The following is a 15393-nucleotide window of genomic DNA, read 5'->3' on the forward strand; positions in this document are numbered from 1 at the left end:
AACGTGTTCAAGCATTTTCTTTACGGGACCGCGGCCCCCGAACTGGGCTGGGTGCCGGCGCCAAGATACATATTGCGCCGGTCACGAGTCCTTCATCATTTGAAGATCGGTAAAGGTCGGCGTTCCCTGGATATCGGGTGCGGCGCCGGTGCGCTGCTGGTTGATCTTTATGACCGAGGATTCGAAGCTAGCGGTCTTGAATCTGGGCCAGACGCCGTGTCGGTTGCGAAGGCGCTGACTGTTCAAACAAGCGTCAATATCCTTTCTGATCCTGACCCTCAGTGGCGCAGCACTTTCGACGTGATTTCCGCCTTCGAGGTCCTGGAGCACATCAAAGAGGATCATGAGGCGCTCGGCCTCTGGGTCTCATGGCTAAAACCGGGCGGTCTGTTTCTCGCATCCGTGCCGTGTCTTATGAAGCGCTGGACTGTTTCCGACGACTGGGCTGGCCATGTGCGCCGCTACGAACGACAAGAACTAGAGGACCTTTTCGACAAGGCGGGCCTCGATATTGTTGCATTCGAATCCTACGGGTTTCCACTTGCAAATCTATTGTCTAGCCAGCGTATCAAGTACTATCAGGCGGAAATGGACAAGCGAAGCGCAGTCAAGGGCCTCGATCAAAGCACGGCATCTAGCGGCATCGATAGGAGTGGTCTTATTAGCGTATTCAACAAGATGTGCACTTGGCCGGGTCTCTTGGCCATGTGGCTATCAATCCAGTTGCAACGACCGTTCCTGCGCACGAACCTAGGCGATGGATATTTCGTGGTAGGGCGCTTTCGCGGTGACAAGTAGTTCGTGGGTCGCAATTGGAAAACGCGCTGCAGGTTACGTGGGTGCGGTACTCACGGTTGCGGCAATCGTTTACGTAGGCAGAGCCTTCTGGATCAACAGAAGCGTAGTTCTTTCGCAGCCGCCGTCATTCTATTTTGAACCGTCATTTCTAACGGCATTACTGATGTACATGCTGAGTGTGATGTCCGGTGCTCTGGCCTTTGGAATGTTTTCAAAGGCTTTTGGTGTGCGTCTTCCACCGTCTCGTCTCTTGTATATTTTCCTTGTCTCTCAAATCGGCAAGTATATCCCGGGCAATGTAGGTCAATATGTTGGCAGATTTTATCTGTCTGGGAAGCATGGCGTATTACATAGAGCGACGGCGTCCATAATAATAATGGAGATAATATCCATTGTCGTATCATCTCTAGGAATAATTACCTATTCATCACGGACCATTGACTTCACATTGCTGCCCGCGTGGATCAGAAATGACGAGGCCGCTGCAATTTATGAATACAGAATGCCTATCATGGCTGCCGTTCTGATAATTTTCGTCGGCGCAGGCTTGGCTTTCGGGGGATTAAGAGGGAAATTAGCTGCATTTTTTGCATCAATATTATCTGGAGTTCCTTGTTTTATTTTTCTTGCACTTAGCTTGAGTTATTTGCTCCAGGCCCTCGGTGCGGATGCAGATTTTTCGAGCCTGGTTGTTTGGACATCGATCAGTTGGTTGCTGGGATTTGTTACCCCCGGCTCGCCCGCAGGCGTAGGCATTCGGGAGTATCTGCTTATACAGTTCCTGTCACCGGTATACGGGGCCGGTTCAGCTACTGCGGCAGCCTTGCTTTTTCGGATCATCTCTTGTGCCGGCGATTGCCTGTTGGCGTTGCTCGGCCTCTTGTTTGGCAGGTATGCCGCCACCCGCCATGCAGAAGATAAAAGTTAGCGCGTAGGTCACCAAAAGGGAAAAGTGTATGGACACGCAGATGACGGGAACGTCCGTGCAGGACAACCATGTACCGGAGCAGGCGCCATTTTTGCGGCACGTCATTTCGCTGGTGCTTCTTTTCGTTCTCGTCCTGGGGATTGTGGGCGTCAATCCTTTTCGGCAAACGCTGGCACCGATGGATCTGCTGTTGGCCTATCCGGGATGGGACAATGCCGGGATCGACACTCCACTTGTCAACATGGAGCGTTCCGACATATTGGATAGCCGGCTGCCAAACTGGCGGGAGTTCAGGCGAGAGTTGCGGGAAGGGCACATCCCGCTATGGAACCCACTCAATCAGCTGGGTACGGCCGGCATCCAGGCGCCGATTTACGAAGGCCTGTCGATACCCTTCCTGGTTTATGCCCTCACGCCCAATGAGGCCATGGGCTACACGTTCGCAATTTTATCAAATTATCTGCTGGCGGCTTTCGGTACCTATTGCCTGCTGTTTTTCATGTTTAGAAATCATGTGGCCGCGGTTTTCGGCGCCATTACATTTGCATTTTGCGGCTTCAACATCGCTTGGGCGCATTGGCCTCATCTGACCACGAGCGCTCTTATTCCATGGGTTCTGGCTACTCAGCTTCGTTATTGGCAGACAGGCCGTCTCGGTTGGGCTTTTGGGCTCATTTTCAGCGTCGCCCTGATGGGGCTGGGCGGATTTCCATTTGTCGCCCTGCTTGGGGCTATCGCGTCCCTTATGCTAGGGGCCGTACTGCTTTTTGTCGAGTTCCGGAGCGCGGGCATCAATCAGCTCGCGGTCAGGCGAACCATCGCGCTGGGCTGCGCCGGCGCTGCAGGGGCGCTGCTGGCTCTTCCAGGTCTTTTGCAGGTTAAAGACATTCTCGATTCAACCGATTTGTCGATTCGAGACGGTAGGGCGATCTTCACGCCCTATGACATCGTCAACATGTTCGGTTCGGACTTTGTGAATCATCTCGGCGTCGAGCGGACCTTTTCCGCTGGCGTACCCGCGGCCGTCCTGGCCCTTCTTGCGTTAATTTTCGTTTTTAAAGCACCCAACCGGTTTGCCGCTTTTGGGTTGCTGCTGGCAGCGTTCACGCTGGCGACTGCGTTTGGCGCGGCTCCCGCCGACATCGTGAAAATGATTCCGGGATTTGGCATCAATGGATGGGGCAGGGTTGTAATATTATTTGGATTGTCCCTGGCGATATTGTCGGCCTATTCTATAAATTTTATATTGTCATTGAAATTTAAATCGGTAACGTCGCTGCATTCAATGTCAGATTACAAATTCTATATCGTTATATTTCTATGCGTATTGCAAACAATTAATCTTGGGTATTGGTTTAGGCAGTTCAATGCGCGTCCAGATATTGAAACTTTTTTTCCAAAAACGCCATCGATATCCTATGTATTATCTGAAATTCTGCCTGGGCAAAGTATTATTGCCGGAGATATATTCAACTTCTCGGGCGTATTGTCAAACTATAGGTTGCCTGAGTTGTTTGCTCATGGATTTCGCACCGATGCTCAAAAGAAGATAGTCGATGACATAGCGCCTTCTCATGAGGTGTCCTATACGGCCTCTCTCATCCAATGCTCGGATATCAATTTCTCCAGCCCGGGGATTGTCTACGCTGCCGTCCGCTTCTTCATTGTCAGGGACTTTTGCATTGCTTACGAGACCGACGGCGTTGGCCAGCGGCCGACGGCTGCTCTTAATGGTGGTGCCCTCCAGGGTGGGCTGTCAATCGACAAGCCCATGGACGCCACGAACGTGCAGGTGCTGTTCGGAACCTATGATGAGGATTACGCCCCTTCGGCATTGACCATCGATCTCTACCAAAATGAACGCCTCGTGGCTCACGCGGAATTGCCGCCGGAGGCGATACGCAACAACCTGTACGCTACCTTTGCTTTCAATCGGAACGTTCCACTCGATGCCGGCACGTATCGGTATGTCATTGCAATGACCAAGCCCGACAGCAAGAAGGCGATCAGTGCATGGGCCTTCGAAACCGCTGGTGGTGCGACCTATCAGATCGGGTCGAGGACATTTCCCGGCATGCCAAAGATGAAGATTGGGGCAAAGCCCCGGCTTCCGCAGAATTTCTCGGTCGCGTCGGTAGAGCCGGGCATCGACGTGATCGAAAATAACGCGGTTTCGGGGTCCGGCTATTATGTGAATGGGCTGAGCGGGCAACCGGAGGCGGATTATGGTCCGGTGCGCCTTGCGTCTTATCTTCCGGATGACCTGACGGTGGGCTATTCGGGCGCGACCCATGGATGGGTCGTTTTGCCTATCCGCGTCAATAAATACTGGCGAGCCACACTGGATGGAAAACCAGTGAAACTAGACAAGTTTCTGGATTTCTTCCCTGCCGTAGAGGTGACCGGACCGAGCGAGATTCATTTCTACTACGACAGCAGTCACTTGTTGAAGACGCTGGAATTCTGCCTTGTCGGTTTCGCGGCGGCAACCATTCTCCTGATCGTGGCCAATGGCAGACGCCCGCGAACGGCCGCTGTCTGACGGGAAGGAACAGGATTTCTGCCGGCTTGCGGCCTTAGGTATAAGGGCGAAAAAGGGGCGGATATCGGCATGGGTTCAATGCCCGTAAATCAGAAATGCTGCGGCATCGCCGATTTGCCGCCACTTGTGCAGATGCAAGCTGGCTCGGGTGCCGAAGATCGCATCGGACCCGAAACCGAGCCCATTTATACCTATTCAAACGAGATTGACGCTGGTAACGAACAGCCAGCTGATGAAATGCAAATGGCTGCTTGATGTCCAAAACATGTATGGTGACTGGCGGAGCCGGATTCATTGGGTGCGCGTTGTCTCCCAGGCTGGCAAACCGCTTCGAGCGGGTCATTGTCATTGACAATTTGCATCCGCAGATTCATGCCGGGCAAAAGCGTCCTGCCGAACTTGATCCTCGCGTTGAGCTCATGGTTGCGGATGTTGCCGAGCCTTCCACCTGGACGCAGTTGTTGGAAACCGCTCGACCTGAAGTCGTGATTCACCTGGCGGCCGAGACGGGAACGGGTCAATCGCTCACGGAAGGTTCCCGCCATGCGATGGCAAATGTCCTTGGTACGACCCGGATGTTGGATGCCTTCGCCACCGTATCGCATGTTCCCGACCGTTTTGTCCTGTCTTCGAGCCGCGCCGTCTACGGCGAAGGCGCATGGCGGTCGACGAACGCAGGAGAGGTCATATATCCGGGCCAGAGATCGAAGCAGCAGCTTGAACGCGCCGAGTGGAGTTTTCCCGGTTTAGAGCCTCTGCCGATGGACGCGGAAAAAACGATACCGAATCCAACCAGCATCTACGGCGCAACGAAGCTGACCCAGGAGCAGATATTGCGTGCCTGGGCTCTTTCGTTCGGAACCTCCGTCAACGTCCTTCGCCTTCAGAATGTCTACGGTCCCGGCCAGTCGCTGACGAACAGCTATACGGGTATCGTGTCACTGTTCATCAGGATGGCCAAGGAAGGCAAAAGTATCCCGATCTACGAGGATGGAGACATCGGCAGGGACTTCGTTTTCATCGACGACGTGGCTTCGGCGATCGACACGGCAACGCGAATAAATTTGTCGCAGTCGATCGCCTATGATGTCGGTACAGGGTCCAGAACAACGGTTCTTGAACTGGCGAGGATCGTTGCAAAAAGATACGAGGCATCGGAACCAAGCATCAACGGCATGTTCCGCAACGGCGACGTGCGCTCCGCGGTTGCCAGCATTGACAGGACGGTGCGCGATCTGGGATGGCGACCGCAGGTCGATGTCGAGCAGGGAATCGAGAAGCTTTGCAACTGGATCGACTCACGCCTTGGTTAGGACGACGAAGACAGTTTTTCAGCGAACTTGATATTTTAGTCAGGAGCACGAGGTGCATCGTATTGCGGTGTTTTCTTTCTACAACGAGCGTGGGATTGCGGATGACTATGTCATCTTTCTGCTCGAAAAACTGCGAGAGGTCGTCGACAAGGTCATTGTCGTTTCCAACGGTGATCTGTCCAAGCATTCGGAAATAGCGGTCAAGGCCAGTTGCGATCAGCTGCTGGTGCGGGAGAACAAGGGGTTCGACATCTGGGGTTATAAAGCCGGAATTGAAGCGATCGGCTATGATGCTCTGTCCGAGTACGACGAACTGATCCTGCTGAATGACACCTGTTACGGCCCGCTTTTTCCTTTCTCCGAAATGTTTTCTGAGATGGAAGGTCGCGAAAATGATTTCTGGGGCGCTGCCGCCCACAAGGAAATGACGCCAAATCCATTCACCGGAACGGGTCATCTGCCTTGGCATCTCCAGACGTATTTCATCGCTATCCGAAAGGACATACTGAAATCGGCTGACTTCAAGAAATATTGGGTGAATTTGCCGGAAATAAAAACGTATACGGATGCCGTTCTGCTTCATGAATCGCAGTTCACGAGGTATTTTACGGATCTCGGCTATTCGGCGGAAGCCTATATCGATCCAGAGAAATATGGTTCCCACTATCCAGCGTTTATCAATATCGATGAAGCTATAATCAACCGCTTTCCGTTGCTGAAGAGGCGGCTATTTTTTCATGACCCAACATTCCTTGAGCATAATGCTATCGATTTACCACGCGCTTTGCGTGTTCTGGAGGAAACATCCGATTACGATATGAATTTGATTTGGCGCAATGTTCTGCGCGTTTCGGAATTGCGCAGTCTCAACAGCAATGCGGCACTCATGAGTGTGCTGCCGGACAAGCGGATCAAGGGCGCTGGCGCCCCTGCCGACTACGGCAATGTCGCCGTTTGTGCGCATATCTACTACACCGATATGCTCGACGAGATGCTGGATCTGACCGGGAACATTCCCGTACCATATGATTTCATTGCCACCACGGATACGCCGGAAAAGAAGGCTGACATTGAAGCCGCCTTGGCGAAACGCGCTGGCATAAACAAGGCCATCGTCCGCGTCGTGGAGCAGAACCGCGGCCGGGACATGTCGGCGTTTTTCATATCCACGCGCGATCTGTTGGTTGACGATCGTTATGACCTTGTCTGCCGCGTTCACAGCAAAAAGACGCCTCAGGTGCAGGCATCGAAGGGTAACCTGTTCAAGCGCCACATGTTTGAGAACCTGCTGAACAGCCGTGGTTATGTTCACAACGTGCTGGACATGTTCCACGACAATCCTTCGATCGGGTTCGCCATCCCGCCGATGATTCATATCGCCTTTCCAACCATGGGGCACTCATGGTTTGGCAACAAGCCGAGGGTTGCGGAAACCGCGCGCCTGTTGAACATCGACGTCAAGTTCGACGACACCACTCCGGTGGCTGCCTATGGCGGCATGTTCTGGTTCCGGCCCCGCGCCCTTCGCAAAATATTCGCACACACTTGGAAGTGGGAAGAGTTCGATCCCGAACCGTACTTTGACGATGGCGATTTGGCTCATGCGCTCGAGCGGTTGATGGCCTACGCGGCCCAGGATGCTGGATACACCACACGGCATATTGCGTGCTCGCACCAGGCTGCGCACGCCTACGCCATGTTGGAATTCAAGATGCAAAAGCTTGCAAGCGTGATGCCGTCGGGCGACTTTCTCTGGCACGGCCATGTATTGTCCGAGTGGAAAAAGGCCGGCTATCCACTGGAGGCGCCGCCACCCCCAGCGCCACCACCGCCATCGGTAAAGCGTTCTTTGGCTGACCTCAATCTGGCGATCAAAAGCTCTTTGAAATTTAGAGTGCCAATCCTGTTTACGATATTGAGGCCGTTTTATCGAGGCACGAGGGCAGTTTTGCAGCCGGTTTCTCGGCGCAATGAACAGCGCACATCATGATTGCAGAAGCAGCGATGTTCACGGTCTAGTTAGCAGGAGCATCCAAGTGCGTCGTATTGCTGTGTTTTTTCTCATCAACGAGCGTGGCGTTGCGGATGACTATGTCATCTTTCTGCTCGAAAAGCTGCGAGAGGTCGTTGACAAGATTGTTGTCGTTTCCAATGGCGATCTGTCGAAGCCGTCGGAAAAAGCGGTCAAGGCAAGCTGTGATCAACTGCTAGTGCGCGAGAGAGAGGGATTGGACCTCTGGGGATATAAGGCTGGAATTGAAGCGATCGGCCATGACGCTCTTTCCCAGTACGACGAACTGATCCTGCTGAATGACACCTGTTACGGCCCGCTTTTTCCTTTCTCCGAAATGTTTTCAGAGATGGAAGGTCGCGAAAGTGATTTCTGGGGCGCCGCCGCCCACAAGGAAATCGCGGCAAATCCATTTACTGGAGCAGGTTATCTGCCTTGGCATCTCCAGACATGCTTTATCGCCATCCGGAACGACATGCTGAGATCGGAAACCTTCAAGAGATACTGGGCAAAATTGCCGGAAACAAAGAGTGACCCAGATGCCTTTCTGATTCACGCGTCGCAATTCACAAAACATTTTACAGGTCTGGGCTATTCGGCGGAAGCGTATATCGACCCGGAGAAATACGGCTCGCACGATCCCGCGTTCATCAATGTTGATGAAGCAGTCATCAATCGTTTTCCACTGCTGAAGCGAAGCTTGTTGTTGAACGAACCAACTGTCCTTGAGCACAATCCTGTCGATTTACCGCGCGCTTTGCGCGTTATCGAGGAAACGTCCGACTACGATATGAATTTGATTTGGCGCGATGTTCTGCGCGATTCCGAATTGCGCAATCTCAGCACCAACGCGGCTCTGACGAGTGTGCTGCCGAATGAGCGCATCAAGGACGATGATGCTCCTACCGACTACGGCAAAGTGGCGGTTTGCGCACATATTTACTACATCGATATGCTCGACGAGATGCTGGATCTGACCGAGAACATCCCTGTTCCCTATGATTTCATTGCCACGACGGACACGTCGGAAAAGCAGGCCAAGATCGAAGCCCTCTTGGCAAAGCGCCCCGGCATTAACAAGGCGATTGTCAGGATCGTGGAGCAGAACCGCGGTCGGGACATGTCTTCGCTGTTCATCTCCTTGCGTGACCTGCTGGTCGACGATCGTTATGACCTTGTCTGCCGCCTGCACACGAAAAAGTCACCTCAGGTGCAGTCATCGAGGAGCAACCTGTTCAAGCGGCATCTGCTCGAGAACCTGCTGAATACCCGTGGTTACGTTCACAACGTATTGGACCTGTTCCAGGACAACGCTTCGATCGGTCTCGTCATTCCACCGCTTATTCACATCTCCTATCCAACCATGGGGCGCGTCTGGTTCTCCAACAGGCCCAAGGTTGAGGAAACCGCGCGCCTATTGAACATTGATGTCAAATTCGATGACACCACTCCGGTGGCTCCCTATGGCACCATGTTCTGGTTCCGGCCCCGCGCCTTACGAAAATTATTCGAACATCGGTGGAAGTGGGAAGACTTTAATGCCGAACCACATCATGTCGATGGCGGCCTGGCTCATGCGCTTGAGCGCCTGACGGCCTACGCGGCCCAGGATGTGGGCTATATCACCCAGCACATCATGTGCGCTCATCAAGCGGCGCACAACTACGCCATGCTGGAATTCAAGATGCAAAAGCTTGTCGGCATGCTGCCGATGAACGACTTTCCATTGCACTATCAGATGCTGTCTACGTGGAAAAAAGCTGATTTTCCCCTGTATGCACCAGCGTATGCACCAGCGCCGCCACTGTCGGTGAAGCGCTCTCTGGCTGAACTCAATTTTGCCACTAAAAGCTCCCTGAAGTTCAGGGTACCTATCCTGTTCAAGATTCTAAGGCCGTTCTATCGCTGCGTCAGGGCGGTCTTAAAACCAAATTCTCGGCGTAATAGCGCATAGCCTGGAATGACTCGTCTGAGGTCCCAACCCACTCATCCATCAGTGGAATTTTCAGCCTTAAGCGGCCGCTGCTGCAATGCCAAGCGCGCCACATGAAGCCGAACCAACCGAGGATTTTTACATGGATGCCGCTCCGCCAGAATTCAGCAGAAATGAGCTTGCCGCTCTTGTCGGTCGCAAATCAACCCTCGAACTGGGGCCTTTCACGAATCCAACCCTGCGTGGCCGAAATATTAAATATTTCGACGTCATGGACAAACACGGACTGATCAAGAGGGCGGATGCGATCGGCTATGCCTACTCCAGCCCCGTCGATATTCATTATGTCTCCAGCAATGGCGACTTGAGTATCGTCGACGAAAAGTTTGATTTTTGCCTGAGCAGTCACTGCATCGAGCATCAACCGGATCTGATCTATCATCTGAACCAGGTGGCGAGAATTCTCGTGCCGACGGGCAGATACCTCCTGATTATCCCGGACAAGCGCTACTGCTTCGATCATTTCATTCCAGAGAGCTCAATTGCGGATTTCATCGGCGCTCGGGGCAACAAGGTTCACACCGCAACGAGCGTTATCGAACACATAGCTCTAACCACGCATAATGACGCGGCACGCCATTGGGCTGGAGATCACGGGGTCGCAAAATTTCGGCAAGATATGACGACTGTCTCGCAGGCAATGAGCGGGTACGACAATTCCGGCGGGGCCTACATCGATGTGCACGCCTGGCAATTCACCCCGCAGAGTTTCCGCTCCGGAATAGAGGTACTTGCCAATCTCGGCCTCATTGGGCTTGACGTGGAGCAAGTCTATGCCACGCCGCACAACACTTTTGAATTCTGCGCGATTTTGAAGCGACGGCTGGGGACTAAAAGCTGACTGGATGTACCGCCGGGACAGATTTAACTGCTGCCAATCTGCTGCTAATCATAGCCCCCGCAGGGTCGATGGTGGTGCCAGCCTAAAGGTGGCGCCGTGCCGGAATGATGCCCTTTCAAAGCCGACAGGTTGCGTAACCGCGGTGTTCGAAGTAGGTGCTGTTAGAATTCCGTGAGGTACCAAATTGGCCGGCAGCTACAACGCAAGTCTGAACCGAGTGCCCTTCTTGGATGCCTTGCGTGGGCTGGCGGCCATTTGGGTCGTCGTTGTGCACGTGGCGATGCTTCCATCTCCGCGTCTTCCAGTTGCACCGTTTCTCGATCTGTTCGTCGTAAACGGCACCATGGGGGTGGATCTGTTTTTCGTGGTGAGTGCGTTTTCACTCTGCCTCAGCATGCCGGTTCATGATCGGGAAGTTCGCCCGATATTAGGGTTCGCACTGCGGAGATTTTTCAGGATAGCTCCGCTATTTTACCTAATTATCCTGGTCATGTGCATTCACAATTTCAGCGGTGTAAAGATCGATGGAAAATCGATCCTGTTGAATATGACATTTCTGTTTAATCTGGTTCCAGGTTACCAGACGTCCATCGTTCCGGCGGGTTGGACGGTTGGCGTGGAAATGGTATTTTACATGATATTCCCCTTTTTGTATCGATTTTCTAAAGGTGTAATTCTGTCGGTTTCGGTATTTTTTGCCTCTATATGCATAGCTACCCTTTTCTTTATGAATATAAATTTATTTGTTGCTGATCCATTCAATTACTACCTGTATTCAATTCTTTATCGAGCTCCGATTTTTACGTTCGGCCTTATCGCTTTCTATTTGTTGCCGATATTGGAAAAGCATCCGGAAGGAAAGCGGATAGGTTTGGCTCTTCTGACGTTTGTGCCTGTGATGTTTTTTGCCATCACGGCAAATAAGGTTGCGATATTCGACAAATATTATTGGGAAGGGGTGATGTTTGGTGCGTTGGTGGTCGGGCTCGGCCTTCTCCCCGTTGCCGTGATCGTCAATCCTGTTTCGGCGTGGCTGGGGAGAATCAGTTACTCGGTCTATCTGCTTCACAGCCTTTTTATCGTCGTGCTCATTCCGACCATGAGGTCGATCCAGGGGATGGTCGAGAGTCCAACGATTGCTTTCATGCTCAGCCTGACGATGACTCTAGCCTTGGTGATCCCGTCTGCCTTCCTGCTCAATTATTTCGTTGAAGATCCAGTCAACAAATGGGGCAAGCGCTTTTCGTCTCGGGTCGCCGGCCGCAAAAACGTCGGCGCGCTTGCGACGGGGGAACCGGTTCTCGCTGAGTCTTCAATGGGTTAGGCCGCTTGTTCATTCCCAAGGCTTCTTTCGGGGTAACTCTGGTTACCTTCTGCATGGCCAATGTGAGGGGTCAGTTGGCACGCCGCATGTCGGCACGGAACAGGATCGCGTCCCTCCGGCCTTTTTTATCGGCATCGAATGGTCTAATGCGTGCACCTGATGTGCTCTGCAGGATAGTGCCGATATCACGGACTTTGACGAGACGACCCGGAGACATCATCCCTCGATGACGTCTGGGTGGCAGGATGCGGCCAACGTCTCTTTCGATCCCGTATCGGGGCGCGCGCCAATTTTAAGTTCCATATGCACCAGAGAGAGATAGGCCGATGAGGCGCCTGGCAATCGCATTTTATTACGATCAAGATGGCAAGATAGATGAGTATTATTTTCACCTGATCGCATCGATAAGGCCTTTTGTTGAAAAACTGCTGGTGGTTTGCAACGGTCCGGTGGACGAAGCGGCCGAATCTCGCCTTTCCGAGGCCGCCGCCGACTTCCTGGTCAGGGAAAACAAGGGGTTCGATGTCTGGGCCTATCGGGCTGCCCTCGAACATATCGGGTGGGATGAACTTTCACACTTCGACGAGATATTGTTTTTCAACCACACTTTCTATGGGCCGATTTTCCCCTTCTCGGAAATGTTCTCGGAGATGGACCGGCGTCACTGCGACTTTTGGGGAATCTCCGCCCACAGGGCGTTAAGACCCCATCCGATCGACGTCACAAAATCCGAACTGCCTTTCCATCTCAACTCCCATTTCATCGCAGTGCGGCGGTCCTTGCATCAGTCGAAGGCGTTTCGTGACTATTGGACCCGGATGGTGTCCATCAACTCGTATATGGAGTCAGTTGCGAAGCACGAGATGGTGTTCACAGCGCATTTTCAGGCTTTGGGCTACACCTGTTCGGTATTGCTCGATCCGGAGCGATACAAGACGCCATACCCGGTTTTCATGGAGCCGGACAAAACGCTAGAGGACCGGAGCCCGATCCTGAAGCGTCGCCTCTTCTTTCATGACTCGCTGTTTCTCGAGCGCGAGGCGATCAATCTGCCGCGTGCCTTGGAGATAATCGAAGAGCGATCGGACTACGATTTGTCGCTGATATGGAGAAGCGTCGGTCGCCTAGGCCCACCCCGAACGCTCAATAGCAACGCCGCGCTGCTCTCCGTCCTGCCAGATGTGCATACTGGTGCTCGAAGAACCCGGTTTCGGATCGCTGTTCTTGCCCATGTCTATCACGCCGACATGATCGATGAGATTCTGGGCTACACCGAAAACATCCCGAAGGGTTATGACCTCATCATTACGACCGACAATACCAACAAGCAGGCGTTGATCCAGCAGGCAATCACCAAAGCACCGAACTGCAGAAAGGCCGTGGTTCTGGTCGTCCAGTCGAATGACGGCCGGGATACTTCAGCCCTTCTCATCGGGTGCCGTGACTATGTGCTCGAGGACCGCTACGATTTGATATGCCGGATACATTCCAAGCGATCTTCCCAAGACGGCACAAAGGGAGATTTGTTCAAGCTTCACATGTTCGAGAACCTTCTCCACAGCCCTGATTATGTTCTAAATTTGCTTGATCTTTTCGCCAAGAACCCCGCACTTGGTCTCGTTATTCCGCCGATCATCCATATTGGATATCCGACCATGGGAAACTCATGGTTCGGCAACAAGCCCAATGTTGCAAAATTGGCCAAAAAACTGGGTCTGAATGCCCATCTGGATCACAGTACACCTGTCGCGCCTTACGGTGGGATGTACTGGTTTCGCCCTGCAGCTCTAAGGAAGCTTTTCGAAGAAGAGTGGGGCTGGAACGATTTTGCCAATATGGATTATCGGGATGGGAGTTTGGTCCATGCCATAGAGCGGCTCATAGCCTATGTCGCAATCGACGCCGGCTATAGCTTCCGGCACGTGATGACCACAAGGAATGCTGCTCACAACTACGTAATGTTGGAAACCAAATTGATATCATTGCTGGAGAATGCATCGCCGGCGGAATTCGGAAACCTCGGCGTGAAAAGATCCTTTCACGGCCTCCTCTTCTCGATCAAGAGGTCGATCGTGTTCAGATCGCCACTAGCGTTCAGGATTCTCAGGCCACTCTATCGCGGCCTGCGAAGAATAATCGCGTTTGGGGATTAGCCAGATGGCGATGCAACAAACAGAGCACTCTCACGTGGGCAAGTCGCTCGTGAGGGCGCCAACTGCCTCTCGCCGCGCGTTTGCTGTCCGCGCATGCATCAGCCACGGGCGAACAAGCGACGTATCAGCCGCAAAGGTGCGGTCAGCCGCCAACTGCGCGACGTGAGCAGCGCGTCGCGCTCATTGGCGATGCAGTTCATGTCCCGTAGGAGCGCATCGCGTTCGGCGATTAAGCTAGCTTGGGCATCTACGAGGGCATCCCGTTCAGCGATTGAGCTGGCTTGGGTATCTACGAGGGCATCCCGTTCAGCGATTAAGCTCGCTTGGGTATTTACGAGCGCATCCCGTTCAGCGATCAGAGTGTCGCGAAATCCGACGAGGGCATCACGTTCGTCAGCCAAGCCGCGGACTTGAACGGATTGCTGTTCCAAGAAGCTCGCAAGCTTCGAATTCTCTTGACGGACCCACTTTATCTCGGTGCTGCGCGCGCCAAGCTCACCATGCAATTGCGCAACCGCCAATTCCTCCGTCGCCATGGCCGCCGAAAATGTTTCGCAGGCTTCGTCGAATCTCGTCCGCATCATATCCAGCTGAGCAAGCAAGCCATCGTCTTCATCGCCGGCGGCGATTGCGGTCAGAATTTGATAGGTCTCACGGACCAGCGCCGTAACATCCGGATGATTACGCACATCTTCCAGCGTGGACCTTTCATGATAGAGGTCTGTCGTCAGAAACTGCTCGATCTTGACGTCCGAGTGGTCGGGCTGAGCTGGCCAGGCGACACCGGTTTTTTCAGCTGCGCGGTCCATATGCTTTCGCCAGTCGGCTAGGAACCCTTCATATGACAAAATATATCGCGGCATGTGTCGTGAATGATATTCAGCTTCGAGCACATGCCTGAGCCACAACAGCAGGGACGCTGGCAGCGCTAAATTATGTCGCCGGCGCAGCGAATATGCGACCTCAAGAGGATTGCGTACGGGCAGAAGGGCGACAGGGCTGACATTCATTTCGTCCAAGATCGACGACATGAACGGAACAAATCTGCATGTCCGCGGGTCTTTGATAACGATCAATGGTTCGTCGCCGAACTCATCGATGAGCAGCTGTTTTATTTTCTGACGACACGGCTCTGTTGCCTTTGAGTTCATCCTTTGCTGATCGAGTTGACGCCAGTCAAGCCAGGACGAGCCTGCCAATGCGAGCAGTTCGTCGTGGGCAAGGGCAAGGGGCGCACTCTCGAAGAATCCGCGCGGATTGGCTGCGTGCGACGGCATCGGGGTCTTCGGGCCGGCTGCTCCCAATGCATTGATTACGCCCCCAAGCGCCGAGGTTCCGCTCCTGTGCATTCCCAGGATTAAGATGGCTTGACGCCTCGGTGCCTGTGGCAATCCGGCTGTTGGGGTTATCAAATTGAGGTGCTTTTCGGTCCGGTTGGTCAACGTTCAGTACGCTTAGACCAGCCTCTATCAAAACGTCAATCTATGAAG

11 protein-coding genes are annotated in these 15393 nt (G+C 53.2%); 10 read left to right on the top strand and 1 reads right to left on the bottom strand.

The annotated features are described in order from the left end of the window. Positions 1-3 precede the first annotated feature (3 nt). From FJV80_RS02020 to FJV80_RS02065, 10 genes are all read left to right on the top strand, one after another. Positions 4-798 carry a class I SAM-dependent methyltransferase gene (locus tag FJV80_RS02020; RefSeq protein WP_095770847.1) on the top strand — a complete coding sequence of 265 codons (795 nt, stop codon included), beginning with the start codon at positions 4-6 and terminating at the stop codon, positions 796-798. Between the two features lie 37 nt (positions 799-835). Continuing rightward, the gene (locus tag FJV80_RS02025) at positions 836-1726 is read left to right on the top strand and encodes a lysylphosphatidylglycerol synthase domain-containing protein (protein ID WP_142875423.1); all 891 of its coding nucleotides are present in this window, start codon (positions 836-838) and stop codon (positions 1724-1726) included. 28 nt (positions 1727-1754) lie between these two features. Further along, the gene (locus FJV80_RS02030; RefSeq protein ID WP_142875424.1) at positions 1755-4268 is read left to right on the top strand and encodes a hypothetical protein; all 2514 of its coding nucleotides are present in this window, start codon (positions 1755-1757) and stop codon (positions 4266-4268) included. 69 nt (positions 4269-4337) lie between these two features. After that, positions 4338-4523: a hypothetical protein gene (locus FJV80_RS02035; protein WP_142875425.1), complete on the top strand. Its 186-nt coding sequence runs from the start codon at positions 4338-4340 to the stop codon at positions 4521-4523. Between the two features lie 14 nt (positions 4524-4537). Beyond that, a complete protein-coding gene (locus FJV80_RS02040) occupies positions 4538-5581 on the top strand; it encodes an NAD-dependent epimerase/dehydratase family protein (RefSeq protein WP_281408724.1) in 1044 nt (347 codons plus the stop codon). A gap of 52 nt (positions 5582-5633) precedes the next feature. Continuing rightward, the gene (locus tag FJV80_RS02045; protein ID WP_095791337.1) at positions 5634-7571 is read left to right on the top strand and encodes a rhamnan synthesis F family protein; all 1938 of its coding nucleotides are present in this window, start codon (positions 5634-5636) and stop codon (positions 7569-7571) included. 46 nt (positions 7572-7617) lie between these two features. Next, positions 7618-9546, top strand: coding sequence for a rhamnan synthesis F family protein (locus FJV80_RS02050; protein ID WP_142875427.1), 1929 nt, complete (start codon positions 7618-7620; stop codon positions 9544-9546). Between the two features lie 121 nt (positions 9547-9667). Continuing rightward, positions 9668-10426: a methyltransferase domain-containing protein gene (locus tag FJV80_RS02055; RefSeq protein ID WP_095786576.1), complete on the top strand. Its 759-nt coding sequence runs from the start codon at positions 9668-9670 to the stop codon at positions 10424-10426. Between the two features lie 184 nt (positions 10427-10610). Next, positions 10611-11750, top strand: coding sequence for an acyltransferase (locus tag FJV80_RS02060; RefSeq protein WP_142875428.1), 1140 nt, complete (start codon positions 10611-10613; stop codon positions 11748-11750). A gap of 326 nt (positions 11751-12076) precedes the next feature. Then, positions 12077-13903, top strand: coding sequence for a rhamnan synthesis F family protein (locus FJV80_RS02065; protein ID WP_142875429.1), 1827 nt, complete (start codon positions 12077-12079; stop codon positions 13901-13903). A gap of 98 nt (positions 13904-14001) precedes the next feature. Here the strand turns inward: FJV80_RS02065 and FJV80_RS02070 are convergent, their stop codons facing one another. Further along, positions 14002-15180: a sulfotransferase family protein gene (locus FJV80_RS02070; protein WP_246688881.1), complete on the bottom strand. Its 1179-nt coding sequence runs from the start codon at positions 15178-15180 to the stop codon at positions 14002-14004. Positions 15181-15393: the final 213 nt, after the last annotated feature.

Origin of the sequence: Mesorhizobium sp. WSM4310 (assembly GCF_007003935.1) — a bacterium.
Lineage (GTDB): Bacteria > Pseudomonadota > Alphaproteobacteria > Rhizobiales > Rhizobiaceae > Mesorhizobium.